Source organism: Arthrobacter sp. B0316-1-20, assembly GCF_059091865.1.
Genome location: NZ_JBNHHC010000027.1, coordinates 17,542 through 41,042, shown reverse-complemented (window position 1 = coordinate 41,042; position 23,501 = coordinate 17,542). Strand labels below are relative to the sequence as shown.

General features: G+C 66.4%; 25 protein-coding genes and 1 riboswitch. Of the genes, 12 read left to right on the top strand and 13 right to left on the bottom strand.

Features of this window, described 5'->3' with window-relative positions; all coding sequences use genetic code 11:
* Positions 1–29: 29 nt before the first annotated feature.
* The 6 genes from AC5RW2_RS30135 to AC5RW2_RS30110 all read right to left on the bottom strand — a co-directional run bounded on the left by AC5RW2_RS30135 (position 30) and on the right by AC5RW2_RS30110 (position 5,498).
* Positions 30–968, bottom strand: a complete 939-nt coding sequence (locus AC5RW2_RS30135) for an ABC transporter ATP-binding protein (protein WP_493963753.1) — start codon at positions 966–968, stop codon at positions 30–32.
* Positions 965–1,816: an ABC transporter permease gene (locus tag AC5RW2_RS30130; protein ID WP_493963752.1), complete on the bottom strand. Its 852-nt coding sequence runs from the start codon at positions 1,814–1,816 to the stop codon at positions 965–967. Before AC5RW2_RS30130 ends, AC5RW2_RS30135 begins: the two co-directional genes overlap by 4 nt.
* Positions 1,817–1,818: 2 nt before the next feature.
* The gene (locus AC5RW2_RS30125) at positions 1,819–2,664 is read right to left on the bottom strand and encodes an ABC transporter permease (protein ID WP_493963815.1); all 846 of its coding nucleotides are present in this window, start codon (positions 2,662–2,664) and stop codon (positions 1,819–1,821) included.
* Positions 2,665–2,705: 41 nt separating this feature from the next.
* Complete coding sequence (locus AC5RW2_RS30120) at positions 2,706–3,713, bottom strand: ABC transporter substrate-binding protein (RefSeq protein WP_494074817.1); 1,008 nt, start codon at positions 3,711–3,713, stop codon at positions 2,706–2,708.
* 79 nt (positions 3,714–3,792) lie between these two features.
* Entirely contained in the window at positions 3,793–4,128 is a 336-nt protein-coding gene (locus tag AC5RW2_RS30115) for a DUF4387 domain-containing protein (RefSeq protein WP_493963750.1), read from the bottom strand.
* 2 nt (positions 4,129–4,130) lie between these two features.
* On the bottom strand, positions 4,131–5,498 hold the full coding sequence (locus tag AC5RW2_RS30110; RefSeq protein WP_493963749.1) for an acyclic terpene utilization AtuA family protein: 1,368 nt from the start codon (positions 5,496–5,498) through the stop codon (positions 4,131–4,133).
* A 193-nt stretch (positions 5,499–5,691) separates the two neighbouring features.
* Between AC5RW2_RS30110 and AC5RW2_RS30105 the strand changes: the two genes are divergently transcribed.
* On the top strand, positions 5,692–6,855 hold the full coding sequence (locus tag AC5RW2_RS30105) for a flavin reductase (RefSeq protein ID WP_493963748.1): 1,164 nt from the start codon (positions 5,692–5,694) through the stop codon (positions 6,853–6,855).
* A 137-nt stretch (positions 6,856–6,992) separates the two neighbouring features.
* On the opposite strand, the gene AC5RW2_RS30100 is transcribed toward AC5RW2_RS30105, so the two are convergent.
* A complete protein-coding gene (locus AC5RW2_RS30100) occupies positions 6,993–8,255 on the bottom strand; it encodes an MFS transporter (RefSeq protein WP_493963747.1) in 1,263 nt (420 codons plus the stop codon).
* 95 nt (positions 8,256–8,350) lie between these two features.
* Between AC5RW2_RS30100 and AC5RW2_RS30095 the strand changes: the two genes are divergently transcribed.
* The 3 genes from AC5RW2_RS30095 to AC5RW2_RS30085 all read left to right on the top strand — a co-directional run bounded on the left by AC5RW2_RS30095 (position 8,351) and on the right by AC5RW2_RS30085 (position 10,055).
* Positions 8,351–9,448, top strand: a complete 1,098-nt coding sequence (locus AC5RW2_RS30095; RefSeq protein WP_493963814.1) for a WD40/YVTN/BNR-like repeat-containing protein — start codon at positions 8,351–8,353, stop codon at positions 9,446–9,448.
* 15 nt (positions 9,449–9,463) lie between these two features.
* Positions 9,464–9,766 carry a MoaD/ThiS family protein gene (locus AC5RW2_RS30090; protein WP_493963746.1) on the top strand — a complete coding sequence of 101 codons (303 nt, stop codon included), beginning with the start codon at positions 9,464–9,466 and terminating at the stop codon, positions 9,764–9,766.
* Positions 9,767–9,833: 67 nt separating this feature from the next.
* Positions 9,834–10,055, top strand: a complete 222-nt coding sequence (locus AC5RW2_RS30085; RefSeq protein WP_493963745.1) for a hypothetical protein — start codon at positions 9,834–9,836, stop codon at positions 10,053–10,055.
* 47 nt (positions 10,056–10,102) lie between these two features.
* Here AC5RW2_RS30085 and AC5RW2_RS30080 read toward each other — a convergent pair whose 3' ends face one another.
* Positions 10,103–10,771, bottom strand: a complete 669-nt coding sequence (locus tag AC5RW2_RS30080) for a TetR/AcrR family transcriptional regulator C-terminal domain-containing protein (protein ID WP_493963744.1) — start codon at positions 10,769–10,771, stop codon at positions 10,103–10,105.
* A gap of 133 nt (positions 10,772–10,904) precedes the next feature.
* Here AC5RW2_RS30080 and AC5RW2_RS30075 point away from each other — a divergent pair, with 133 nt between their 5' ends.
* Together AC5RW2_RS30075 and AC5RW2_RS30070 are read left to right on the top strand one after the other, a co-directional pair.
* Positions 10,905–11,672, top strand: a complete 768-nt coding sequence (locus tag AC5RW2_RS30075; protein ID WP_493963743.1) for an ABC transporter ATP-binding protein — start codon at positions 10,905–10,907, stop codon at positions 11,670–11,672.
* Positions 11,673–11,674: 2 nt separating this feature from the next.
* Positions 11,675–14,203, top strand: coding sequence for an ABC transporter permease (locus AC5RW2_RS30070; protein WP_493963742.1), 2,529 nt, complete (start codon positions 11,675–11,677; stop codon positions 14,201–14,203).
* Between the two features lie 56 nt (positions 14,204–14,259).
* Here the strand turns inward: AC5RW2_RS30070 and AC5RW2_RS30065 are convergent, their stop codons facing one another.
* Positions 14,260–14,799, bottom strand: a complete 540-nt coding sequence (locus tag AC5RW2_RS30065) for a DinB family protein (RefSeq protein ID WP_493963741.1) — start codon at positions 14,797–14,799, stop codon at positions 14,260–14,262.
* A 36-nt stretch (positions 14,800–14,835) separates the two neighbouring features.
* Between AC5RW2_RS30065 and AC5RW2_RS30060 the strand changes: the two genes are divergently transcribed.
* Positions 14,836–15,420: an LOG family protein gene (locus tag AC5RW2_RS30060; RefSeq protein ID WP_493963740.1), complete on the top strand. Its 585-nt coding sequence runs from the start codon at positions 14,836–14,838 to the stop codon at positions 15,418–15,420.
* 182 nt (positions 15,421–15,602) lie between these two features.
* Here AC5RW2_RS30060 and AC5RW2_RS30055 read toward each other — a convergent pair whose 3' ends face one another.
* Positions 15,603–16,589 (bottom strand): ABC transporter substrate-binding protein, encoded by a 987-nt coding sequence (locus AC5RW2_RS30055; RefSeq protein WP_493963739.1) that lies wholly within the window; start codon positions 16,587–16,589, stop codon positions 15,603–15,605.
* Positions 16,590–16,848: 259 nt separating this feature from the next.
* Complete coding sequence (locus AC5RW2_RS30050) at positions 16,849–17,565, bottom strand: transglycosylase family protein (protein ID WP_493963738.1); 717 nt, start codon at positions 17,563–17,565, stop codon at positions 16,849–16,851.
* Positions 17,566–18,112: 547 nt separating this feature from the next.
* Between AC5RW2_RS30050 and AC5RW2_RS30045 the strand changes: the two genes are divergently transcribed.
* Together AC5RW2_RS30045 and AC5RW2_RS30040 are read left to right on the top strand one after the other, a co-directional pair.
* Positions 18,113–18,529 (top strand): OsmC family protein, encoded by a 417-nt coding sequence (locus tag AC5RW2_RS30045; protein WP_493963737.1) that lies wholly within the window; start codon positions 18,113–18,115, stop codon positions 18,527–18,529.
* Positions 18,530–18,622: 93 nt separating this feature from the next.
* Positions 18,623–18,817: a DUF2795 domain-containing protein gene (locus tag AC5RW2_RS30040; protein ID WP_493963736.1), complete on the top strand. Its 195-nt coding sequence runs from the start codon at positions 18,623–18,625 to the stop codon at positions 18,815–18,817.
* On the opposite strand, the gene AC5RW2_RS30035 is transcribed toward AC5RW2_RS30040, so the two are convergent.
* Together AC5RW2_RS30035 and AC5RW2_RS30030 are read right to left on the bottom strand one after the other, a co-directional pair.
* Positions 18,814–19,326 (bottom strand): metallophosphoesterase family protein, encoded by a 513-nt coding sequence (locus tag AC5RW2_RS30035; protein WP_493963735.1) that lies wholly within the window; start codon positions 19,324–19,326, stop codon positions 18,814–18,816. The two genes, AC5RW2_RS30040 and AC5RW2_RS30035, sit on opposite strands and share 4 nt — an antisense overlap.
* Before the next feature lie 22 nt (positions 19,327–19,348).
* On the bottom strand, positions 19,349–19,969 hold the full coding sequence (locus tag AC5RW2_RS30030; protein WP_493963734.1) for a LysE/ArgO family amino acid transporter: 621 nt from the start codon (positions 19,967–19,969) through the stop codon (positions 19,349–19,351).
* A 70-nt stretch (positions 19,970–20,039) separates the two neighbouring features.
* On the opposite strand from AC5RW2_RS30030, the gene AC5RW2_RS30025 reads away from it, so the two are divergent.
* From AC5RW2_RS30025 to AC5RW2_RS30015, 3 genes are all read left to right on the top strand, one after another.
* Positions 20,040–20,939 carry a LysR family transcriptional regulator ArgP gene (locus AC5RW2_RS30025; RefSeq protein WP_493963733.1) on the top strand — a complete coding sequence of 300 codons (900 nt, stop codon included), beginning with the start codon at positions 20,040–20,042 and terminating at the stop codon, positions 20,937–20,939.
* Positions 20,940–21,047: 108 nt separating this feature from the next.
* On the top strand, positions 21,048–22,559 hold the full coding sequence (gene scpC / locus AC5RW2_RS30020) for a succinyl-CoA:acetate CoA-transferase ScpC (RefSeq protein ID WP_493963813.1): 1,512 nt from the start codon (positions 21,048–21,050) through the stop codon (positions 22,557–22,559).
* A gap of 111 nt (positions 22,560–22,670) precedes the next feature.
* A riboswitch (TPP riboswitch) is annotated at positions 22,671–22,780 on the top strand.
* Between the two features lie 30 nt (positions 22,781–22,810).
* Positions 22,811–23,482 (top strand): YkoF family thiamine/hydroxymethylpyrimidine-binding protein, encoded by a 672-nt coding sequence (locus AC5RW2_RS30015; protein ID WP_493963732.1) that lies wholly within the window; start codon positions 22,811–22,813, stop codon positions 23,480–23,482.
* The last annotated feature ends 19 nt before the right edge of the window (positions 23,483–23,501 follow it).

Here is a 23,501-nt window from a genome sequence, read left to right as displayed (position 1 = left end):
CCGTCAGTTTATTTCTCGCCTTCGCGCTGCTAGCCCGGGTGTCCGTCGCCGTGCTCGCCGTCGTGTTGGTGCGTTGTGGCTGCCGCGGGACGCCGTATCAGCCGGTACAGCTGCGAGCGCAACTCGGCAAACTCTGGGCGCTCTTTGGTGGCTACCTGGTCCCGGTCCGAGCCGAGTGGGACGTCGACGACGGCGGCCAGCACCGCGGGTTTGCCGGACAGCGCTAGCACCCGGTCGGAGAGATACACGGCCTCGTCGATGTCGTGGGTGACCAGCACGACGGTGATGCCCAGATGCTGCTTCACCCGTAGCGTCAGGTCCTCCAAATCTGCTCGGGTCTGGGCGTCCACCGAGGCGAACGGTTCGTCCATGATCACCACCGATGGCTGATACGCCAGCGCGCGGGCGATTGCTACCCGCTGCTGCATTCCGCCGGAGAGCTCCCACGGGTACAGTCCGGCCGAGCCCTCCAACCCGACCTCGGCGAGCGCGTCCAGCGCCCGCCGGTCGCGTTCGCTCTTGGGCACACCGGCACTCTTGAGCGGCAGCGCGATGTTCTCCTGGGCGCTCAGCCATGGCATCAGCGAACGGGAGTAGTCCTGGAAGACGACGGCGAGTTCGGCCGGCGGCTCCGTCACGGTCTGGCCCTTGAACAGGATTCGGCCCTGAGTGGGCTGGCGCAGCCCGGCCAGGCACTGCAGCAGGGTGGACTTCCCTGCGCCGGACGGGCCGACAATGCAGACGAACTCGCCGGCGCCGACGGAGAAGTCGATGTCCTTCAGGATCGGCTTGTCCCCGTAAGCGAAGGAGAATCCTTCCACCGCCAAGATGCGCTCAGCGGTGTGCGCCGCGCCGCGATGCTCCTGAGTGTCGGCGTGCGCAACCCGATTCGCTGCTGTCCCCGGGGCCTCCTGGGCGCCGTGGCCTTTAGGCACAGTATCGTTCGGTGCGCCGTTATGGGTGCTCATGCTGCTCCTTGGAGGTGCTTGACCATGCGCTGGTGCCAGCCCAGCACGCGGTTCTCAATGATGCGGAAGGCGATGTTCAGCAGGTAACCGAAAATGCCGAGGATCACCAGACCGGTCCACATGTCCGTGATCCTAAACGTCTGCTGGGCATTGCGGATGAAGTACCCGATCCCGCCCGGCGTCCCGTACATCTCGACTGCCACCATCACCGCGACGGCGATCGCGAGCGAAATGCGCGCGCCGGAGAAGATCTGCGGCATGGCGGCCGGCAGGTAGACGTACCGGAATCGCTCCTGCGGGCGCAGCTTGAACGCGTCCATCACGTTTTTCAGGGCGGGGTCCACGGAGCGGACGCCGTCGATCGTGGTCAGGACGATCGGCCACATCGATATAAAAACGATCATGACCAGTTTCATGCTCTCGCCGGTGCCGAAGAACATCATTGCCACCGGCAGCAGGGCCACGCCGGGGATCGCGCGCAGCGTTTCGGTCAGCGGTCTCACCGCGAGTTCACCGGACCGGGACAACCCCAGAATCACTCCCAGCCCGATGCCCAGCACCAGAGCCAGGCCGAACCCGATCATGACCCGGATCAGGCTGGGCACCAGCTCGCTGACCAGTCCGTTGGGGAACCAGATCTGCCATGTCTTGCTCAGAACCGCCTCACCGGAGGGGAAGTAGAACGACGTGCTCTGTGCGCTGAGGAAGTAGATCAGCACCAGCAGGAGCAACGGGAGCCAAGCCTGCAGCAGCACCGACGTCAGCACCGCCTTCGCGCGCTCCGGCGTCGTGCGCCCCGCTGTGGTGCGCGCCGCCGTCGTCGTCGATGTAGCGTTAGTTTCGCTCATGGCTACTTCGCCTTCCGCATCGAAGCATGCCACCACAGCAGCTTGCGCTGCAGCAGCATCAGGGCCGCGTTGACCGCGAGGCCTATGCCCGCCGCGGCCAGCACGTAGGCGAACATGGTCACTTGTTCGTTGAACAGCAGCGAGTTCTGGATCGCTGACCCAATGCCTGGTGCCCCGCCTATCAGCTCGGCGCCAACTGCCACCAGCAGCGAGGCAGTGACCGCCATCCGCAGGCCCGGCCAAAAGAAGGCCAGGAACTGCGGCGCCAGGATGTACCGGATCCGATCCCTGCGGGTCAGCCGGTAGGACCGGCCGACCACGCCCAGCGACGGGTCCGCGTTCTCGGCGGCATAGATGGACTGGATCAGCACCGGCCACACTGCGGTGAAGGCCGCAACCATCACCACCATCGCGTAGTTCGGACCCAGCAGCAGCAGGGCCAGCGGGATGATGGCCAGCGACGGGATGGTCCGCAGGAAGTCAATGACGAATTTGGAGCTTTGCCCGGCGACGCGGTTCCGGCCCAGTACCATCCCCAGCGGCACCCCGATGATCAGGCTCAACAGCAGCGCGGAGAACCAACTGAGCAGGGTGGACACGATGGTCGTCCAGAACTCGGCGGCCGGCAGCAACTGCAGGAACCGCAACGCGGTCTCCAGCGGTGCCGGCATATTGGCCTTGTCCGCCATCTCGCTCATCGAGAAGACGTGCCACAGCAGCACCGCTGCGGCGACCACGAGCAGCTGGGAAAAGCGCCCCCGCGCCCCGTCCCGCAGCCGCGTCCTGTGCACGCCAGCGGGGCTCGCCGTCACCCGCTGTTTCGCCGGTGCCGGGCGGCTCAGTTCCATCACGGCCTTCCCCTCCCTTTTCGGACCATTCCGGATCGGATCTACTTCACCGGGTACAACGCGTCGAGATCCGGGGTGACATCGTCGGCGAGAATCCCGTTGTCCTTGAGCCGGTCCACCACCTGCTGGGAGTCGGCGGGCTTGAACGCGGCCTCGGCGAAGTTCGGCAGCACGGTCTGGGCCAGCAGCTCGGGCGGGATCTTCATGAACGTGGCCAGCGACGCGTTGACCTTCTCCCGGTCGGTATTGGCCAGGGTGTTGGCCTTGACCACAGCCGCTTGGAAGCGCTCGGCCTGCTCAGTGTTGCCCCCGATGTAGGACTGCTGCGCTGCTAGCACGAACATCGGCGCCCCCGGCATAGCAGCATCGGCGGAGCCGATCATCCGAACCCCGCCCTCGGCCATCGCCAACGTGCCGCCTGGCTCGGCGATAGTGATCGCGTCGTACTGACCCTGCTTCAAACCGGCGACGGCCTGCTGGGTAGGCACGGCGATCCACTCGATCCCGGAGGTGTCCACTCCCTTGGACTGGAGATAGGTGGTGTTGTCCAGCTGCGCCTGGCCGTCGATCGAATTAGTTCCGATCTTCTTGCCCTCCAGGTCCTTGAGCTCCTTGATCGAGGAATCCTCGGCCACCATCAGGTTGGCGAAGCCCTTCTCCGGCTCCTCCTGCGCGTTGACTGCCACCGGCGCGCCGACGACGATCGGCATGCCCTCGGTCTGCGCCAAGATCGTGTTGTGCAGGTCGGCAAAGATGTATTGGGTCTGGCCATTCATCAGCAGCGGCATCATCTCCGCCATCGAGGTGCCCGGCTTCAGCGTTACCTCGAAGCCTGCGTCCTCAAAGATCCCCTCGGAAACGCCCAGATACATCGGCGCGGCGAAGGACGACGGCGGGATGCTGACGGTGACGGCGGTGAGCCCGCCGTCGGCTGCCGCGCCGGTATCCGCGCTGGTCGCGGTCTGGCCCCCGCCGCCACAGGCAGCGGTGAGAAATACGGCTCCGAGGGCGGCCGCGGCGATCGTGGCACGGCGCATTGTTCTGAGCATGTCTGCCTTTCAAACGAAATAGAGTGCTGCGTCGGTCATGTCGGGTGTTGCGGGTCTTTGTGGTGCTGTTTCGGTCGTGCTACGCCGTGGCGGACGCTGTCGGCAGCGCGGGGACCTCCAGATCCACGAGCGGGGCGAACTGCTGACCGCCAAAGATGTCGCGGTCCTGCGGGTGCCCATTCGGGTACTCGCGGGGGAAACTGACTTTGATGGCGTTGGCGGGGCTGTAGTGGAAGATCTCCACCTCTCCGGCGGTCACACCGAACACCTTCCCCATTGACTCCTGATTGATCACGTCGCTGTCCACCACGTGGCGGTAGGTCTCGATGTCCGGGAACATCACGTCCACGGTCAGATTCCACGGGCCGGCGTTCTTACTGCGGATCAGCTGCGCCAGGGATCCCAGAGTCGGCATGGCTAAAGCTCCTTGTATTCGATGGTGTAGGCCTCATGCGGGTCGTCAAGCTCCATCGCGTGATTGAGCACAAAGGAGTAGGCCGGGCCGAGGTCGATTTCGTGCGGGGCAATCGGGAAGGCCAGATTGGAGACCAGCCCCTGCCAGGCCGGCACAGCGAAGTGCAGGATGGTGTGGCTGATGGTGGCGATCACGCTGGCCGCCAGCTCCTGAGTGGGTGCCACCGCGTCCATGAAGATGCCCAGCTCATGCGGCGGGCCGGAATCGCGCGTCTCACGCTCGCCCAGAACAGCGTTCTGCCCGTAGATGCGGAAGCTGACCGTGCACTGGTCCACCAATTCGTCCCCCAGAGCCCGACGGACGGTGTAGTCCGCGCCCTTCTTGGCCTGCTCGAACCAGTTGTCAAAGTCCCGCAGAATCATCGGATCGGTGACCCCGCCCAGGACCGCGGATCGGTAGCCCTGCAGGGCGGCCCCTTCGAGCTTAACGGTGTAGGGCGCAGGTACGAATCGGCTGCCGGAGACCCGGACAGACCTTTCACTGGCTGCCTCATAGGTGACATCGTCCAGCTGCATCGTGCCGCCGGGCTCCCGCATGGCGACGGGATTGGAGGTTTCATACAGCGCATGAGAAGCGATACTCAGCGGAGTGCACGTTTGCTCCGGGCTGACCGGTTCCAACACAAAGGAATCCTCGTCGAACCGGCAGAGCATGCCTTCGGGCTTGATCATCTGGGTGACGGCTGCGCCTCCGCACTCCATGATTTTCGCAGCGTGCCAGGCCAGGCCGGGGTCAACCCCCTTCATGAGCGGGACGGCGGCCATCAGGCCGGCATCGCTGGCCCGGCCGGCGAGGACGACGTCGGCCCCCTCGCCCACGGCGCGCTGGATCGGTTCCGGACCCATCATGGCCACGATGCGGTGGGTCCGGCGCAGTGTCTCCTCATCGATCTCCGGGGCGGGGTCCAGCGGGATGATCTTGCCCTCGCGGTACTTGCGGACCAGCAGATCGCGATCCGGTTCGGCCGGGATAAGTGCCACCTTGAAGCTCAGCTGCTCCTCGGCGGCGATCTCTTGGACAATCCCCCACATCCAGTTCAGGTTCCAGTTGCCCCCGCTGCCGCCGCACGAGCCCACCAGCAGCGGAATGTCCTTCTTCCGGGTTTCCCGAATCAGCAGCGTCAGGTCCCGTTTCACGGCGGCGCGGGAAAAAAAGAACCGGTCCTCGCCCAGGTTATTGGCACCGCCGTCGGTGGATCCCGAGTCCACGGCAACGAAGTCCAGATCCCTCTCGGCCATGGCCGTCTCGAAGAAATCAGGCGTGAATCCGCCGCCCAACATCCCTACCGGCGAAAGATAACTGACCGTCATCTGCGCAACCACCTCATGTCGATCGGATGGCGTCCATGCGGACACCGAAAGTCTCACTAACAGGTGTTACATTACTGACGAGATGTGATCCGCACAACACTTTTCATTAACAAATGTTTCTGAGACTATGGCTGGCAGCAAGCCCTCCAATGTTGGCGGCGAATCCGACCAAATCCCGAGCCCAGGAGCAAAAATGGACCTGCCGACGACCCAAAGGCGTACTCAGTCCACTGACAACGACGTGGTGGACCAGGAAACATTCCGCCAAGTCGCTGGCCAATTCACTACTGGTGTCACCGTAATCACCACGCTCGATGGGAGCCGCCCGGTCGGCACCACGGCGTCTGCCGTAGCCTCGCTCTCAATGGACCCGCCGATGATGCTGGTCTGCCTGAACCGCAGCAGTGCGACCCACGACGCCATCCAAGCCGCGGGAGTTTTCGGAGTCAGCATCATGGCTCGGGACCAAAGCAACACGGCTCTGCGGTTTGCGCGGAAAGGTCTGGACAAGTTCGACGGCATTGCATGGTCCCCGGCGGACAACGGCGCACCACTGATCGCTGGCTCGCTTGCGACCATCGCCTGCCGCACCGTGGAGACCGCGACCGGCGGGACCCACACTGTTTTCCTCGCCGAGGTCGTTGAGGCGCACTCGTCCCCGGGCGAGCCCCTCACTTACTACCGCGGTGTGTTCGGACGCTTCGACGAGGACGACGACGATAAGGCGTACGCCGCGCTCCGACGATGGGTCCTCAGCCGCAGAACTCCCATCAACGAAGATCTCGACCCGCAGGAATTGGCCACAGCCACGGGCTTTCGCCCGGGCAACATCAACAAGGCTCTGGTCCGCTTGGGAGCCCAAAAGCTCGTCGAGTTGTCATCGGCCGGCGCGGCCACGGTCTCACCGATCAGCGCAGAACTTGCTGCTGGCTTCTTTGCCGCACAAGCTGCCATCGAAGTCGGTGTCATCTACACGTCCCTGCAGGGCGCCGACGACGACCATCTGGGCCCCCTGATCGATGCCGGACGCCACATCACGGTCCTCCACGAGAGCGGTTCGACCACATTGGCGACTCAACTGGACGCCGTGAAGGCCTTCCACCGCCTGCTAATCGGGCTCTCCAGCTCCAAACCCTTGCTGGCAGCCTATGAAGAGATGGCGACGACGGAGATCTGGCTGCATGCCCTGGACGAACAGCAATGGTCTCAGTTCCTGGACGTCTCCGCGTTTGCGGGCTTGACCGATGCCCTCGCCGCCCGCGACACCGCGGCGGCCCGCTCTGCGGTCCTGCGACATTCCCAGCGGGTAGCCGACATAGTCCGCGACGTAATCACCGCCCGGGGCGGGAGCATCTAAAGCGGGGCTAGAGCAGGACGGCGGTCGCAGCCGCGTGCGATTCTGGGCGGCGGGTCTCCCGGGTCTCCACGCGTTCGCTGGCGCTCACTCGGTCGACCACCGGTTGGGCTGCGCTCGCTTGGTCGACCGCCGGCGGGTTAGGCGTCCGGTTCTCGGTGCACGGTCAGTCTGGCGGTGGCTGCGGCGCCCAGCACCGCGCAGGAGAACCAGATGGCGCCGCCGGGCCCCAGCGGGGCGGCGACCAGGCCGGCGGCGAGCGGCAGAACCACCTGCCCCACCCGGTTGCCCAGCAGCCTCAGGGCCAGCGCGGAGCCGCGGGACTCCGGCCGGACCGCATGGCTGATCAGCGTCATGGTCAGCGGCTGGCCCAGCCCCAGCAGGAAGCCGCCCACGAACAGCGCCACGGCCGCCGGCCAGAATGGTTCCAGCACAAACGGCGTCATCGCGATCGCGATGCCGGATCCCAGCAGGCTGGCCACCAGCAGCTGGATCCGGCTCCAGCGGTGTACCAGCCAGGGCAGCAGAACCCGCGAGATGATCGACGCGCTGGCGCGGACGGCCAGCAGCACGCCCACCCAGAACGGCGCCACCCCCAGTTCCTCGCCGACCAGCGGCAGAAATGCCACCAGAATGTCAATCACGGACAGCAGCGCCATCGACGCCAGCATGTTCCACGCCACCCCCGGCCGCCGCAGGATCTGCAGCACGGGCTCTTTCACCACCGGCGGCCGGACGGCACCGCCGCCCGCACCGCCGCCGTCGTGCTTGCGGGAGCCGAACCGCCGCCTGGCCGCACCCGGATGCGCACCGATCAGCATCACCGGGGCCCCGGCCAAAGCAATACCGGCGGACAGCAGCAGGGCCAGGTTGATGGCGCCCAGCCAGTCCGGGCCCACGCCCTCCGTGCCGGTGCCCAGCAGCAGCCCGGCCAGCAGCGGACCGAGCAGCTGACCCAGCGAAAAGGCCGCAGTGAACCAGCCAAAGCCGCTGTCCATCTGGTTCAGCGGGGCGTAGCGCCCGATCGCCGACTGACCGGCGATGGTGAAGACCAAGTGCCCCATGCCTAGCAAGGCCATGGCGATCACAATCAGCAGGAACCCCTGCGCCAGCGCCAGCCCGACGGCGGCGACCGCCAGCATCACCGCGCCGAGCGCCACCATGCCCCTGAGCGAGGCAATACGGTCGCTCACCCGCCCGAGCCACAGCGCCGCCACCACCGGCAGCACCGCATAAACCGCGGTCACCACGCCGATCACCGCCGCGTCGCCACCCAGGGCCAGCAACTTGTAGGACACCACCGGCCGCGCCACGTTCAGCGACGTCTGGGTCAACACGGCGGCCGCCATCAGGACCCAGAGCCACAGGCGGGAGCCAGGCTGGCTTGGCGGCTGCGTGCTCATGTCCTCTTTCTTTGCGTGACGTCGGCTCCCCTATTCTGCCCCGTTTGAAGGCTTTCATCGCAAAACCGTTGCGCCGTCCGTACCGCAGTGGTCGAATGGGTGGCATGGCTACTGGGGAAACCATTCTGGCGATCGGAACGAAGAAGGGGCTGTGGCTGGCCACCAGCCAGGACCGGACCAACTGGTCCCTGTCCGGCCCGCACTTTTTGATGAACGAGATCCCCAGCATCGGGATCGACCAGCGCAACGGGTCCACCCGGCTGCTGGTCGGGGCGCGCTCCGAGCACTGGGGCCCGACCGTCTTCCACTCGGATGATCTGGGCGAATCCTGGACCGAGCCGGAGAACGGCGCCATCCGCTTTAACGACGGCGACGGCGCCGCGCTGGAGCGGGTCTGGCAAATCCAGCCGGACGCGGCGGATCGTCCGGGCGTGGTCTGGGCGGGTTGCGAACCGATTTCGGTCTGGAAATCCACCGACGGCGGCGAACACTTCGAACTCAACCGCGCCCTCTGGAACCACCCGGACAAGGAGCAGTGGGGTGCCGGCTACGGCGGGGCGGCCGCCCATTCGATCCTGCCCAGCCCGCAGGATCCGGACACCGTGCATGTTGCCATGAGCACCGGCGGTGTCTACCGCAGCACCGACGGCGGCGAGAGCTGGCAGGCCCGCAACCACGGCATTAGCGCCTACTTCATGCCTGATCCGAATCCCGAGGTGGGCCAGTGCGTCCACAAGATCGCCCGGGATGCGGTGGAACCCTCCACGCTCTTCGCGCAGAACCACCACGGCGTCTACCGGTCGGATGACTCCGGCGACACCTGGCAATCCATTGCCGACGGCCTGCCCAGTGACTTCGGTTTCGTCATGCTCACGCATCCGCGGAAGTCGCGGACCGCGTGGGTGGTCCCGATCAAGGCCGACGGCGAGCGGATCCCGCCGGACGGGCACCTGGCGGTGCATCGGACCGACGACGGCGGTGCCACCTGGGCGCGGTTCGGCACCGGCCTGCCGGAGCTGGACTACAACGTGGTGCTGCGCGATGCGGCTGCCGTGGACACCGGCGATCCGGCCGGATTCTACTTCGGCACCCGCGGCGGTTCCGTGTACGCCAGCGCAGACGAAGGCGAAGCCTTCGTTGAGGTTGCCTCAGGCCTGCCGGACGTCCTCTGCGTCCGGGCCGCCAGTCTGTAAGAGGAGGGACTCGCCATGGTGGGTGTAGCCGAGAAGACGGTCACCGTCGTCGTGCCCAGCCTGCTGGCCAAGGTAACCGGCGAGCGGCGGGAGCTTAGCGTGCCGGCGTCCGCTCCGCGGTCCGTGGCGGAGATTCTAGACGACTTGGCCGGCGACTACCCGGTGTTCAACCGCCGCGTGCGCAATGAAACCGGGGCGATCCGCCGCTACGTCAACCTCTACCTGGACGGCGAAGACATCCGCACGCTGCAGGGGCCGGCCACGCTGGTTGCCCCGGGGCAGGAACTGCTTATCATCCAGTCAGTCGCCGGAGGCTAGTCCGCGCACTACCGACGCATCCACACATCCATCACCTTCAACCGCAGCAGAGACCAGGAGCGCCGCAATGACCAGCACTGGCAACCACGATGCAGAAGTCCCGGAAGCAGACGAGGCCGACCGCGCCTGGCAGGACCGCCCGGTCGACGAGGACGCGCCGGAACAGCCGGCGTCGACAGTGCCGCCGGTCGGCTGGGAAGCCAACGAGGCGGACCTGCAGGAGCAACTGGAGGAGCTTAATGCGGACGCGGACGAGGAGTATCCCCGCGAAGCCGAAGAGCCCGAATAGCCGGGCAGCTTTCCTTCCGGGCCCGCGGACTTAGACGGGCAACCGCTCTAGGCCGGGTCGGCCCGCGTACCGCCATGCTCGCGGTTTCGGGTCAAGACGCTATCCAGTGCCATCTCCAGCCCGTACCGGAATTCGGCAGCATCGTCGATCTCCATCAGGTACGGCTGGGCGTCCATGACGTGCGGCAAGTGGCGGGCCATCGCACGCGCGGAGGGCCGTTCGGCCGTGGGTTCGTTCGCTGCATGCTTGGCCAGTTGGCGGCCGGCCTCCGTCAGGGACGCGCCTAAGGAGTAGGCGACCAGCGCCCGGTATGCCCGGGCGGTATCCGGCGCATCGACCCCCGCACGGCGCAGGGCGCGATAGCTGGCTTCTACGAAAGCCAGGGCGTCCAGTGTGCGGGGCGGGTGGCTGGCGATCAACGAAATGGCGTTGGGGTGGCGCAGCAACACGTCGCGCACGGACAGCATGATCCGCGCCAAAGTATCCCGGGGTGCCGCCTCGCTTCCGGAGGGGGCTTCGATCTCGCCGTACATCACCTGGGCCACCCCGTCGAGCAACGCCTCGCGATCGCGGAAGTATGTGTAGATGGTCATCGGCGCGACCCCGAGAGCGGTCGCCAGTTTCCGCATGCTCAGGCCGTTGACACCGATTCGGTCAATCATTTCCAAGGCGCATGCGGCCACTGATTCACCAGTGAGGCTGATTCGCTGCGGCATGGCACTCCTCTTGGCAAAGCATCGACTCAGCAACTATACAGCATGCTTACTTTTGTGTACGTTGTACGATCTTTTTGTACAGCGTACAAATGCTCTTCTCACCTGCACCTCTCAGCCCTTGGAAGGATTCCCAGTGACCAGTACATCCGTTGAAGCACCGCCGGACGGCACCCGTGCCGCGGTGGCGGCGAGAGTCGAGGAAGCGACCAAAACTTACGGCAGCGGCGATGCGGCTGTAACCGCTCTCGACGCGGTGACAGTCGAGTTCGCCACCGGTGCGTTCACCGCGATCATGGGGCCCTCGGGTTCAGGCAAATCCACCCTGCTGCACTGCATGGCGGGGCTGGATACCTTGTCTTCCGGACGGGCATTCATCGGCGGCACGGACATCGCAGGCCTCTCCGACAAGCAGCTGACCTTCCTGCGGCGGGATCGGCTCGGCTTCATTTTTCAGGCTTTCAATCTCCTTCCCGTGCTGACCGCGCGGGAAAACATTGTCCTGCCGCTGGACCTGGCCGGCCGCAAAGTCGACGCCGACTGGTTTGACCAGGTGGTCGCGAGTCTGGGGCTCACGGAGCGGCTAAATCACCGCCCCTCCCAGCTCTCCGGCGGGCAGCAGCAGCGCGTGGCCGTGGCCCGGGCACTGGTTACCCGCCCGGAGGTGGTTTTCGGCGACGAGCCCACCGGCGCCCTCGATTCACGCACCGGCGCCGAACTGCTCGGCTTCCTGCGTACCGCCGTAGACGAATTGCGGCAGACCGTCGTCATGGTCACCCACGATCCCGTGGCGGCAGCCTATGCAGACCGCGTCATTTTCCTTGCTGACGGCCGCGTTGTCGATGAGCTGGAAAGCCCCACCCGCGACAGCGTGTTGGAAATGATGAAGCGGCTGGGTGGCTGACGGTGTTGCGCTATTCGCTGCGCTCCCTGCTGGCGCACAAGATCCGGCTCTTGCTGACGGTCGCCGCCGTCACGGTGGGAGTGGCCTTCGTGTCCGGGTCCTTCGTCCTGGCGGACACCATGGGCAAGGCCTTCGACGAACTATTCGCCGGCCTGGCCAAAGGCACCGACGTCACGGTGCGCGCGCAATCCAACGACCCCAATGCCACAGCCCGAGGCCAGGTTAAGCCGCTGGACGAAGACATCGTCGCGACAATCCGCAGCGTGTCCTCGGTGCAGAGCGCCGAAGGCTCCGTGACAGGGTTCGCGCTCATCCTGGACAAAGACGGCCAGCCGATCCAGCCGGGCGGGGCGCCCACGTTGGGCGGAAGCATCCACAAAGACAGCGCACTCGCCGGCAACTTCTCCTTCCGTTCCGGCAGCGCGCCGGAACAGCCGGACGAAATGGCGCTGGACGCCGCGTCTGCAGCGAAGGCCGGGTACGCCGTTGGAGACCGGGCCAAAGTCGTGTTCGAAGACGGCACCGAAACCTTCACCATCACCGGCATCGTGGGCTTCGGCGATACCGACAGCATGGCCGGCGCCACGCTGGCGTCCTTTGAAACGTCCGCCGCGCAGAAACTGCTGGGCAAGCACGGGAAATTCGACCAGGTTGACATCCGCGCAGCAGAAGGCGTCTCCGCGGTTGACCTGCGCGAGGAGCTCGCGGACGTGCTCCCTGCCGGCACCGAGGCCCTGACCGCGGACCAGATCTCGGGCGAATCGTCGCAAGCCATCCGCGACAGTCTAGGCATTTTCACTAACGTTTTGCTGACCTTCGCCGCCGTTTCCCTGCTGGTGGGCTCCTTCGTTATCTGGAACACCTTCAACGTTCTGGTCGCCCAGCGCCGCCGCGAGGTGGCACTTCTGCGCGCCGTCGGCGGAACCGGCGGCCAGGTGCTTGGCGGCATCATTCTTGAGGCCGCCTTGATCGGCCTGGTCTCGGCAGGACTGGGACTGGGAGCGGGCGTCGCCCTGGCCGGAGGGATCCGCTCCCTGCTGGCTGCAGTCGGCATCGAGATCCCCACCACCGCCGCGGTGATCGAGCCTCGCACGATCGTTGCCGCGCTGCTTGTCGGGGTGGTAATCACCGTGCTGGCCGCCGTCATTCCGGCGGTTTCCGCCACCCGGGTAGCACCGATGGAGGCGCTGCGGCCGGTCACGACCGGGGACGGCACGCTGGGCAAGCTGCGCTCCACCGCAGGGATGGTGCTTCTGCTGGCGGCCGCGGCCGGGCTGGCAACTGCCGCCGCGCTCCAGGACCAAATGTTGCTGACCGGCGTCAGTGCCTTGGCCGGTTTCGCCGGCTTGGTGGCCGCCGGGCCGCTGCTGGCCCGCGGAATGGCGGCGCTGGCCAACCGCGGCCGGCCGGGAGGCGGCTGGAGCTTGGCTTCCCGCAACATCTCCCGCGCCCCGCAGCGGGCAGCAGCCACCGCTATGGCCCTGACCATCGGGCTGGCAGTGGTCTGTTCGGTCTCGGTGGTAGCTTCCTCCACCAAGGCTTCCGTCAGCGACTTGCTCGACGGCGGCAACAAGGCAGACCTGATCCTGAAGTCCGCCTCACCCACGGGAGGAGTCAGCCCGGCGGTAGCCGACCTGCTCGACGAGCAGCCCGGCGTGGACGCGGTAGCGGAAATGCGGTTCTCGCAGGCCAAGGCTGAGGGTACCCCGGTCAGCGTCGTCGGCGTTTCCCCGGACAGCCTGGACACGGTGATGGACCTGGGCGTCACAGACGGTTCGCTGGCCGGCTTCGGCCCCGGCAAGCTGTTGCTCTCCACCAAGCAGGCAGAGCAGCTCGACACAGGCATCGGAGGTACAGTTACCCTCACGTTCCCTGAAACCGGTGCGCGCAGTTTTGAGGTCGCTGCAATTTTCGAGCGTGACGCCCTTATCGGCGCGGGCCACCTATTGGCGCTTAGCGATTATGCCGACAACGTCACCTCCCGGATGGACGCAGCAGTCATGGTCAAGGCTTCACCGCAGACCGATCCGGAGACGCTCCACCAGGAGGTCGAGGAGGCGCTGGCCGACTATCCCAACGTGCAGATCAGCGATCCCACGGAGTTTGCTAAATCCCAGCAGGCTTCGGTGGACCAGATGCTTGGGCTCGTTACCGCCCTGCTGGCTTTGGCCGTCATCGTTGCGATCCTGGGCATCATCAACACCTTGGTGTTGTCGGTGGTCGAACGGACCCGCGAGCTGGGCCTGATGCGCGCCGTCGGGGCAACCCGCAGCCAGGTACGCACCGTAATCCGTCGTGAGTCCCTGCTCATGTCGCTCTTCGGGGCGATGGCAGGCGTGCTGCTGGGCACCGGCGCCGGCATCGCCCTCACCCGGTCGATGAGCGGGGAAGGGATTTCAAAGCTGGACATCCCGTTCGGCTCACTCCTGCTGTACGTGGTGGTGGCAGCCGTGATAGGCGTCCTAGCGGCCATCGGCCCGGCCCGCCGGGCCAGCCGGGTGGACGTACTCAACGCCATCAGCGTCGCCTGACACCCGACTGCGGCGGCCGGCCCGACAACCGGTCGCCGCAGATCAGCGCAAGGCCGCTACTCCCCTACCAATCCGTCCACTGCCTCGCGCAGCAGGTCGGCGTGCCCGTTATGCCGGGAGTACTCCTCGATCATGTGGACCAGGATCCAGCGCAGGTTCGGAACGTTACCCGTCCGGCCCGGCCTGACCGCCATTCGGTCCAGCCCGCCGGCTGCCACCGCTTCCGCGGCCAGGACGCGGGAACGCGCCACGCTCCCGCTCCACAGGGCCCGCAGCTGTTCGGGAGTATCGCCGCCTGCGGACTCCCAGTCCCAGTCCGGCTCCGCCGTCCAATCCACGCTCTCCCACGGCGGCTGCGGCTCCCGGCCGTGCAGCCGGTGCGAGAACCAGTAGTCCTCCACAAACGCCAAGTGCTTCAGCATGCCGCCCAAGGTCATGCTGGACGGCGGCAGTTTGGCCGCCAGTCCGTCTACGCCCAGACCGGCACACTTCCAGTCAAAGGTGGCCCGCTGGAACTCCAGGAAACCCACCAGGGTCTCCAGTTCGTTGCCGGCCAGTGGCGGTTCCGGGCGGCCTTGCTCGTCGAGGTCGGTCATGACCCGAGAGTCTAGCGGCACTGGAATAATGGCGGCATGCGACTTGCAGTCTTCACCGGTTCGGCCAGCGGATCAGACAGTCTTTACGCTCGGGAGGCGGCGTCCTTTGCCGCCGAGCTGGCCTCCCGCGGTATCGGCATCGTGTACGGCGGCGGGCAGGTGGGGCTGATGGGCACCGTGGCGGACAGCGCGGTGGCCGCCGGCGGCGAGGTGGTGGGCGTGATTCCCTCCTCGCTGGACCGGACCGAGGTGGGTCACACCGGCTTGAGCACCCTGCACGTGGTGGACTCCATGCACGAACGCAAGCAGATGATGGCCGACCTGGCCGATGGTTTTGTGGCACTGCCCGGCGGGGTGGGGACGTTGGAGGAGATTTTCGAAGCGTGGACCTGGCTGCAGCTGGGCATCCACGAGAAACCCGTGGCGTTCCTGAACATCAACAGCTTTTGGGACCCGCTACTGGCCGCGATCGATTCCCTAGTCAGTGCGGGCTTCCTGAAGCAGGCCTACCGCGATGCCGTTATTGTGGCCGGCTCCGCCGGGGAACTGTTGGACGCGATCGACGGCTGGGCGCCGCCGGCCCGCAAGTGGCAGGACCCCGGCGAGCGCACCCGGATCTGACCGACCGGTGCCGCCCCGCTGGACCCGCCGGCGCCGTAGCCCCGCTGGACCCGCCGGCCTGCTGGACCAGCCGGTCCCGCCGGCAGAATACAGAACAGCGCCCCTCCCCTGCGGAAGAGACGCTGTCCGGCGCATCGGACGGAAGGGGGACCCCGCCGTCGTACTGCTTTAAAGCACGGCGTTTACGGGAAGAACTTGTCCAGTTCCGCAGCCTTGTTCAGGGTGCCGTACTTCAAGGCCGCGTCGGCGAGCTTCTGTGCCGCCTCCATGTTGAAGTCCTTGCGGAAGGACGGCAGGGCCATCTCGGCGCGGGCGGCCTCGTCGATCTTGGTGTAGGTGCCCACGATGTCGCGGACCTCGTCCGGGTTCTCCTGCGCGTATTCCAGCGAGCGGTTCATCGCGGCCTGGAACTTCTTGACCAGTTCCGGATCGTTGGCCACGGTGTCGCCGGTGGCGAAGTAGCCGGAGATGTCCAGGTTCTTGTCGAAGTCGGCGAAGTTGTAGGTAACCACGCGGCCGCCGTCATCCACGGACTGGGACAGGAACGGGTCCAGGATCCAGGCTGCGTCAACCTGGCCGTTGGCCAGGGCTGCCGGCGCGTCCGGGAAGCCTACCTCCACGAACTTCACGCTGTCCGGGTCGCCGCCGTCGGCTTCGATCACGCTGCGGATGGTGGTGTCGCCGATGTTGGACAGGGTGTTGACGGAGACGGTCTTGCCGGCCAGGTCCTTGGGCGACTTGATGTCCGAATCTCCCTTGACCACCACGCCGCCGAAGTCGTGCGAGGTATCGCCCGAGGTGGAGTTGCCGTTGGCCACCAGCTTGATGTCCAGGCCCTTGTCATTGGCGACCATGACCGATACCAGGTTGCCGAAAGCGAAGTCGAAGCCACCGCTGACCACGGCCGGGATGGCGGCTGCGCCGCCGGCGACGTTTTGGATGTCCAGATCCAGGCCCTCTTCTTCGAAGAAGCCCTTCGAATCGCCGAGCCAGAGCGGCGCAGTGTCGACGATCGGGATCACGCCGACGGTCACCGGGGTGAGTCCGCCCGAGGCTGCCGGTTCGTTGCCGCCGCCCTCGTTGCCTCCGCCGCTGGGTGATCCGGATCCGCAGGCCGCCAGGCCCAGCGCGGAGACTCCGGCCAGCAGCGTCAGGAATGTTCGCTTCATGTCACTTCCTCATATCGAAAAACTACGTGGCAGCGCCCACGGTCTCCCCCAACGGAAGCGCGGTTCAGCACGCGGCCACAGCCCACCACTATGTCACGGCTCACAACTGATCCTTGCGGCCGCGCAGAAATGTGACGCGTCACCCAATTAATCGGCAGCAACCAGCAAGGCCCCACCCTCCTCGCGGAGAACGGGGCCTTGCGGGTGTTGCCGATAACCGGTGTTGCCTGTGACTACTGCAACCGGTGTTGCCTTGTAACTACTGGGCGGGAACCTGCAGCACCTGGTCCACAAAGATCAGGTTCGGATCCGACACGGTGTCCGTGTTGGCTGCATACAGATCCTCCCAGCCGCCCTGGAGTCCCATCGAATCAGCGATCGTGGCCAGGGTGTCGCCGGGCTGGACTGAGTAGGTTTCGCCACTCACGGCCGGGGCCTGCTCGGCAGGTGCGGCAGCGGGGGCCGGAGCCTGTTGGACCGGCGCCTGCTGCTGAACCGGCGCCTCGGCCACGGGGGCCTGCTGGACCGGAGCCTGCTGGATCTCAGCAGACTGGCTGCTCACCTGCGACCCTCCGCCGCCACCGGACAGTCCCAGCTTGGCTGAGCAAGCCGGCCATGCGCCCCAGCCCTGGTTGTCCAGGACGTTCTCTGCCACTGCGATTTGCTCGGCGCGGCTGGCATTCTCTGCGGAACCGGTGCCGCCGTGGGCTGCCCACGTGCTCGGGGTGAACTGAAGGCCACCCGAGAAGCCGTTACCGGTGCTGGTGCTCCAGCTGCCGCCCGACTCGCACTCGGCCAGAGCGTCCCAGGTGGCACCGTCGGCGGCGTTTGCTGCCGTTCCGGCCATGGCCACGCTGGCTCCGGTCAGTGCCAGGGCGGCCAGGCCGCCACGCAGGGCACGGCTGAAGTTCTTGTTTTTATTTGAGTTCACAATGCTCCGCTGAGGCCGCCTTACGCTCAGTCCGTCCCCGGACATCCCTGCGCCGCCGTCAGCCACTCGTATAGATCGAGGTCATGTGGACGTCTGCCATTCTGACGGCGAAAGGCGTGGGCAGCGTCCGGGCATATTTACTTGGGTAGATCGTGCCGAATGTTCCGGCACCCCCTGGCGAGGCGTCTGGCCTGCGCACTCCGAGGACGCTACCGGAAAGTAACTAACGTTGCAAAATTGTGATTGGCTTACCGTGTGTCGATCCACCCTGCCGAGGGGATCAGGGCTATGTGTGCCTCGTTGCTCCAGCGGCAACTCGTGTTGCGCCAACTCCCCTCCGCTCCGACCTCTTGGGCGCGCCTTACAACGTAAGCAGCGGCAAGCAGGCGAACAACCAGTTTGGGCGCGTAACCGCGCGGTTTTTGCGGTCTGCAACCCGCCTATACGCCGGCCGCCAACGGGGGCATGATGGTTCCGTGGTTACCACGAATCTGCGGGCCGCCCAGGCACCGCTGAAGGCCAAATATCGGCAGCAGCCCGAGGCCGCGATGATCACCCTTTACGCTGAGGGCGAACTTGGTGAAGGAACCAGTTGTTCCGTTGCTACGGGCCGGGCCTGGTGGCAGCCGGACTGCACCCGGCGACCGGTGGCGACGGGAGGCTGGCTTGTTCCGGGGACATGCTGCTGCAGGCGCTGGCGGCGTGTGCCGGAGTGACCTTGCAGGCCGTCGCGGCCTCGCTGGGACTAGAGGTGGCCGGCCGGGTCCATGCCGAGGGCGACCTGGACTTCCGCGGAACGTTGGCGGTGGACAAGGACACCCCGGTGGGCTTCCAACGCATCCGCGTCCGGTTCGAACTGATCAGCGTCGCGGACGACGCGGACCTGGAGACGTTGCTCCGGCTGACCGAACGCTACTGCGTGGTCTGCCAAACGCTGGCGGTCGCTCCGGCGCTTTCCGTGCACCGCGTCCAGCCAAACAACGACGACGGCGCGCCGCCCCTCCCATAGCGCCGCCGCGGCGGCTGCCGGGGGTTGGGGCCTTCCCAGCGCACGGCCCAGCGCGTAGCGTGGTGTTCTTCAGCCGACCGGAAGGAAACCTCCATGGCAGAGAACACCAGTCCGATTGACATCCAGAAGGCGCTGGGCGGCGTTGACTACCCCGCTTCCGCCGCCGATCTGGTCAAGAACGCGGAAAAGTCCGGGGCCGGCGAAGACGTCCTGTCGGCGCTCAGGAATCTTCCCGACCGGCAGTACGAGAGTCCGGCAGAAGTCAGCAAAGCCGTTTCCGGCAACTAGCCCGCCGGCTTATCCACCGGCACCAGTTTCACGTCGATCAGCCTGCCGCCGTCGGCCGTCGCCGTCATGTAGGTACAGGCCGGTTGTCGGCGGCGGTCGGTGGGCGATCCCGGATTGAGCAGCCGGAGGCCTCCGGGCGAGGTGGTGTCCCACGGGATGTGGCTGTGCCCGAACACCAGCACGTCCGCGTCCGGAAAGCGCGCCTCACATCGTTGTTCGCGGCCCTTCGCCGCTCCGGTCTCGTGGATCATGGCGAAGCGGACGCCCTCAACGGTTGCTGCGGCGGTTTCCGGCAGGCGCGCGCGCAGGTCGTCGCCGTCGTTGTTTCCGTACACGGCGATCAGCCGTCGGCTGCGCTGCTCCAGCTGGTCCAGCAGGTCCGCGGTGACCCAGTCACCGGCGTGGAAGACCACGGCGGCCGCGGCTACCGCATCCCACATCTGCTCGGGGAGCCGGCGCGCACGCCGTGGCACGTGGGTGTCCGCGAGGAACAGAATCTTGCTGGCCATACCGGCATCCTTGCATACCCGCTCAGAAACCGAAGGCCATCCGCAGCCCCAGCGCCAGCATGACCACCGCGATCAGTCCGTCCAGGATCCGCCAGGAGCCGGGCCGGGCGAAGAAGGGGCGGAGCAGCCGGGCGCCGAATCCGAGCGCACTGAACCAGGCGATGCTGCCCAGCACGGCGCCGAGGCCGAAATACCAGCGCAGCTCCGGGCCCTGGGTGTTGGCGATGGAACCGAGCAGCAGAACCGTGTCCAGGTAGACGTGCGGGTTCAGCCAAGTCAGCGCCAAGGCCGTGGCGGCCACGGAGGCCAGTCCGCCGCCGCGCTGATTCTCCGAGGCGGTGAGCGCGCCCGGTTTGATCGCCCGTTTGGCGGCGAAGACGGCATATGCCAGCAGGAAGGCCGCCCCGCCCAGCCGGATGATGTCCACCACCGCGGGCGCGGCCTGGATCAGCGCGCCGATTCCGGCGATTCCGGCAGCAATCAGCACCGCGTCGGAGACCGCGCAGATCAGGACGACGACGCCGATGTGCTCGCCCCGGATCCCTTGGCGCAGCACGAAGGCATTCTGCGCCCCGATCGCGATGATGAGGGCCAGCCCGGTCCCGAGGCCCAGCAAAACGGTGGGGGCAATAGCGGTAGTCACAGCAGTCGACGCTATCCGAGCAACAGACACCAGTACAGCTAAAGAATTTTCAGTTACGTAAGCTGAGCTTATGCAGCCGTTTCACTTCGAGCATCTGGCGACCTTCGCCGTCGTCGTCGAGGAAGGCAGCTTTGATGAGGCCTCCCGGACACTGCACGTGACTCCCTCTGCCGTTTCGCAGCGGATCAAGGCCATGGAGCAGGCTGCCGGGCAGGTCCTGCTGCAACGCACGACGCCGGTGCAGCCGACCGCCGCCGGCGATGTGGTCCTCCGGCTGGCGCGGCAGGTTCGGGTCCTGCAGGCCGATGCCCAGCGCGAACTCGGCGGCAGCGTGACCGGGCTGGCCCTGCCGCTGGTGGTCAACGCGGATTCGCTCGCCACGTGGTTCTTGGGTGCGCTGGCCCGGATGCCGCGCGACCGGGGCGTGTTCTTTGAGGTGCACCGTGAAGACGAGCAGCATTCGACCTCGCTGCTACGATCGGGTCGCGTCACCGCGGCGGTGACCGCCACGCCGGAACCGGTCCAGGGCTGTTCCGTGGAAGCCCTCGGCTCGCTCCGCTACCGGGCGGTGGCCAGCACCGACTATCTGGAACACTGGCGGCCCAGCGGGACGCCTGATGACGACCTGGCCTGGCTGGGTGCGGCGCCGGTGCTGGACTTCGACCGCAAGGACGACCTGCAGGAGCGCTTCTACCGGACGGTGACCGGCGCTGGCCTGTCCGCACCCCGCCACTACATGCCGGCATCCGGGGAGTTTGCGGCCGCCGTCCGGCTGGGCATCGGCTGGGCCCTGCTGCCGGAACAGCAGTGCCTGACAGACCTCCGCCGCGGCACGCTGCGCGAGCTGGCCCCGGACCTGCCGGTGGACGTGCCGCTGTACTGGCAGCGCTGGAAAATCAGCTCATCGATCCTCGATGCACTCTCCGCCTACGTGCGGCAGACCGCGGAGGAACAACTGCGCCAGCCGTAGCAGCACCGGACGCAGGACCGCTCCGCGCGGCGCTTCCGCCCGTCACCAAGGCCCGGACATCAGTGTCCGACGCCTAAGGTGGAGGGAAGAATCTGACGAAGGGGCATGATGCAAGACCGCATTCGCAATGCCCGCATGCTCGAGCGCGTAATGTCCGCCGAGCAGGCGGCCGAACTGATCAAACCCGGCATGACGGTGGCTATGAGCGGCTTCACCGGGGCCGGCTACCCCAAAGCCGTGCCGCAGGCGCTGGCCGAGCGGATGGAATCCGCTCATGCGGCCGGCGAGCAGTTTAAGATCCGCGTGCTGACCGGCGCATCAACCGCCCCTGAGCTCGACGGCGCCCTGGCCAAGGTGGACGGGATGGAATTGCGCCTGCCCTACCAGTCCGACCCGGCGCTGCGCGAGCGCATCAACGCCGGCGAACTGGACTACATCGACATCCACCTCAGCCACGTCGCCCAGCACACCTGGTTCGGGTTCTTCGGCGACGTGGACCTCGCCGTCGTCGAAGTGGTCGGCATGCTCGAGGACGGCCGGCTGATCCCGTCGTCCTCGGTCGGCAACAACAAGACCTGGCTGGAGCAGGCAGACAAGGTCATTGTGGAGGTCAACAGCGCGCAGCCCGCCGAACTGGAGGGCATGCACGACGTCTACTACGGCACCGCGCTGCCGCCGAACCGGAAACCAATCCAGCTGCTGCGCCCGGATGACCGGATCGGCGAACCGTATCTTCAGGTGGACCCGGACAAGATCGTGGCGATCGTGCACACGGACGCCCCCGACCGCAACTCCCCGTTCAACCCGCCGGACGAGACCTCGCAGCAAATCGCCGGCCATCTGCTGGACTTCCTGGACCAGGAGGTCCAGCGCGGCCGCCTGACGGACAAGCTGCTGCCGCTGCAGTCCGGCGTCGGCAATATCCCCAACGCGGTGCTGGAAGGCCTGGCCGCCGGCGGTTACCGCGGCCTGACCGCTTACACCGAGGTCATCCAGGACGGCATGCTGAAGCTGATCAAGGACGGCGTGCTGCGGATGGCGTCGGCCACCTCCTTCTCACTCAGCCAGGCCGGGGTGGAGGAGTTCAACGCCAACGTGGACTACTACCGCGAGCGCATCATCCTGCGCACCCAGGAGATCTCCAACCATCCGGAACTGATCCGCCGGCTGGGCTGCATTGCGCTCAACGGCATGATCGAGGCGGACATCTACGGCAACGTGAACTCCACCCACATTGCCGGCACCAAGGTAATGAACGGCATCGGCGGCTCCGGCGACTTCGCCCGGAACGGCTACCTGTCCGTGTTCATGTCGCCGAGCACGGCCAAGGGCGGAAAAATCTCCAGTATCGTGCCGATGGCCAGCCATGTGGACCACACCGAGCACGACACCATGATTGTGGTGACCGAACACGGCCTGGCCGACCTGCGCGGCCTGGCCCCGAAGCAGCGCGCGCGTAAAATCATCGACACCTGCGCGCATCCGGACTACCGGCCGATGCTGCAGGACTATTTCGACCGCGCCTGCCGGGACAGCTTTGCCAAGCACACCCCGCACCTGCTCGGCGAGGCCTTGTCCTGGCACCAGCGCTTTGTGGAGACCGGAAGCATGCGCCCCTAACTCCGGCGCCGCCGGCCCGGCAGTAGCCGGGCCCTGCCGCGACCGCCCGCCGGAGTGTGACGTCGTCGTACTGCGCCCTTTCGCCACCTGGCGAACCTGCCGGTAGGCTGCTGGCTTGTACACGGGAGTCCGGTGAGCCGGGCTGAGAGGAAACTTCTCAAGTTTCGACCGTTGAACCTGATCTGGATCATGCCAGCGCAGGGAGCAACCCTCACACCCGTGCCCTGTCCACACCACAGAAGGGCGCGACCATGCGAACACCTGACGCTGCCGCCACGGCAGCAAACCATCCCTCCCCCGTCAACGCCGGAACAGCTTTCACGGCCACGCCACGCGAATTCGGCGTGGGGGCCAGACTGACCTTGGCGGTGATGGCCGATGACTACGTCGACGTCATCCTGGCGGCGCTGCGGCAGGCCGACGCCACCGGGCTCGAGGTACAGACCGGGAAAGTCAGCACCTACGTCTCCGGCGCCGAACAGGACGTGCTGCGCTATCTGAGCCAGGTGATTGCCGCGGCCGGCCGCAGCGGAGCTCACGTGACGGCCGCGGTCCACCTCTCCCGGGGCTGCCCGGGCGGCGTCAGCTGCGAGATACCCGAGGGCGGCGCGGCGCTGTACTCGGAGATCCCGCAACTGGAAGCCACCGGCATCCAGGCGGCGGCAGACTGGGCGATCTACCCGCTCGCCGACGGCGGAACCGGCACTGCCGGAGCGGATCACATGCGCGACATCTACACCGCCATCGACTACGCCAAGTCCACCGGCGTGACCGTCACCGAAGACCACTACGTCACCCGGCTGGACGGAGACGTCGCCCAGGTCCTGCAGACCATCGCCGCGGGGTGGATCCTGATCGGGCGGTACGTCCAGCACGTGGTCACGCACGCCACCCTGTCCATCAACAGCCCCAGTGCGTCCTGACGCCGGCTCGGAAGGAACC

Bases quoted from the DNA above. Each gene is read 5' to 3' on its own strand.
- AC5RW2_RS30135 (WP_493963753.1), bottom strand. From the start codon at position 968: ATGAGCACCCATAACGGCGCACCGAACGATACTGTGCCTAAAGGCCAC.
- AC5RW2_RS30130 (WP_493963752.1), bottom strand. From the start codon at position 1,816: ATGAGCGAAACTAACGCTACATCGACGACGACGGCGGCGCGCACCACA.
- AC5RW2_RS30125 (WP_493963815.1), bottom strand. From the start codon at position 2,664: ATGGAACTGAGCCGCCCGGCACCGGCGAAACAGCGGGTGACGGCGAGC.
- AC5RW2_RS30120 (WP_494074817.1), bottom strand. From the start codon at position 3,713: ATGCTCAGAACAATGCGCCGTGCCACGATCGCCGCGGCCGCCCTCGGA.
- AC5RW2_RS30115 (WP_493963750.1), bottom strand. From the start codon at position 4,128: ATGCCGACTCTGGGATCCCTGGCGCAGCTGATCCGCAGTAAGAACGCC.
- AC5RW2_RS30110 (WP_493963749.1), bottom strand. From the start codon at position 5,498: ATGACGGTCAGTTATCTTTCGCCGGTAGGGATGTTGGGCGGCGGATTC.
- AC5RW2_RS30105 (WP_493963748.1), top strand. From the start codon at position 5,692: ATGGACCTGCCGACGACCCAAAGGCGTACTCAGTCCACTGACAACGAC.
- AC5RW2_RS30100 (WP_493963747.1), bottom strand. From the start codon at position 8,255: ATGAGCACGCAGCCGCCAAGCCAGCCTGGCTCCCGCCTGTGGCTCTGG.
- AC5RW2_RS30095 (WP_493963814.1), top strand. From the start codon at position 8,351: ATGGGTGGCATGGCTACTGGGGAAACCATTCTGGCGATCGGAACGAAG.
- AC5RW2_RS30090 (WP_493963746.1), top strand. From the start codon at position 9,464: ATGGTGGGTGTAGCCGAGAAGACGGTCACCGTCGTCGTGCCCAGCCTG.
- AC5RW2_RS30085 (WP_493963745.1), top strand. From the start codon at position 9,834: ATGACCAGCACTGGCAACCACGATGCAGAAGTCCCGGAAGCAGACGAG.
- AC5RW2_RS30080 (WP_493963744.1), bottom strand. From the start codon at position 10,771: ATGCCGCAGCGAATCAGCCTCACTGGTGAATCAGTGGCCGCATGCGCC.
- AC5RW2_RS30065 (WP_493963741.1), bottom strand. From the start codon at position 14,799: ATGACCGACCTCGACGAGCAAGGCCGCCCGGAACCGCCACTGGCCGGC.
- AC5RW2_RS30060 (WP_493963740.1), top strand. From the start codon at position 14,836: ATGCGACTTGCAGTCTTCACCGGTTCGGCCAGCGGATCAGACAGTCTT.
- AC5RW2_RS30055 (WP_493963739.1), bottom strand. From the start codon at position 16,589: ATGAAGCGAACATTCCTGACGCTGCTGGCCGGAGTCTCCGCGCTGGGC.
- AC5RW2_RS30050 (WP_493963738.1), bottom strand. From the start codon at position 17,565: ATGTCCGGGGACGGACTGAGCGTAAGGCGGCCTCAGCGGAGCATTGTG.
- AC5RW2_RS30040 (WP_493963736.1), top strand. From the start codon at position 18,623: ATGGCAGAGAACACCAGTCCGATTGACATCCAGAAGGCGCTGGGCGGC.
- AC5RW2_RS30035 (WP_493963735.1), bottom strand. From the start codon at position 19,326: ATGGCCAGCAAGATTCTGTTCCTCGCGGACACCCACGTGCCACGGCGT.
- AC5RW2_RS30025 (WP_493963733.1), top strand. From the start codon at position 20,040: ATGCAGCCGTTTCACTTCGAGCATCTGGCGACCTTCGCCGTCGTCGTC.
- scpC (WP_493963813.1), top strand. From the start codon at position 21,048: ATGCAAGACCGCATTCGCAATGCCCGCATGCTCGAGCGCGTAATGTCC.
- AC5RW2_RS30015 (WP_493963732.1), top strand. From the start codon at position 22,811: ATGCGAACACCTGACGCTGCCGCCACGGCAGCAAACCATCCCTCCCCC.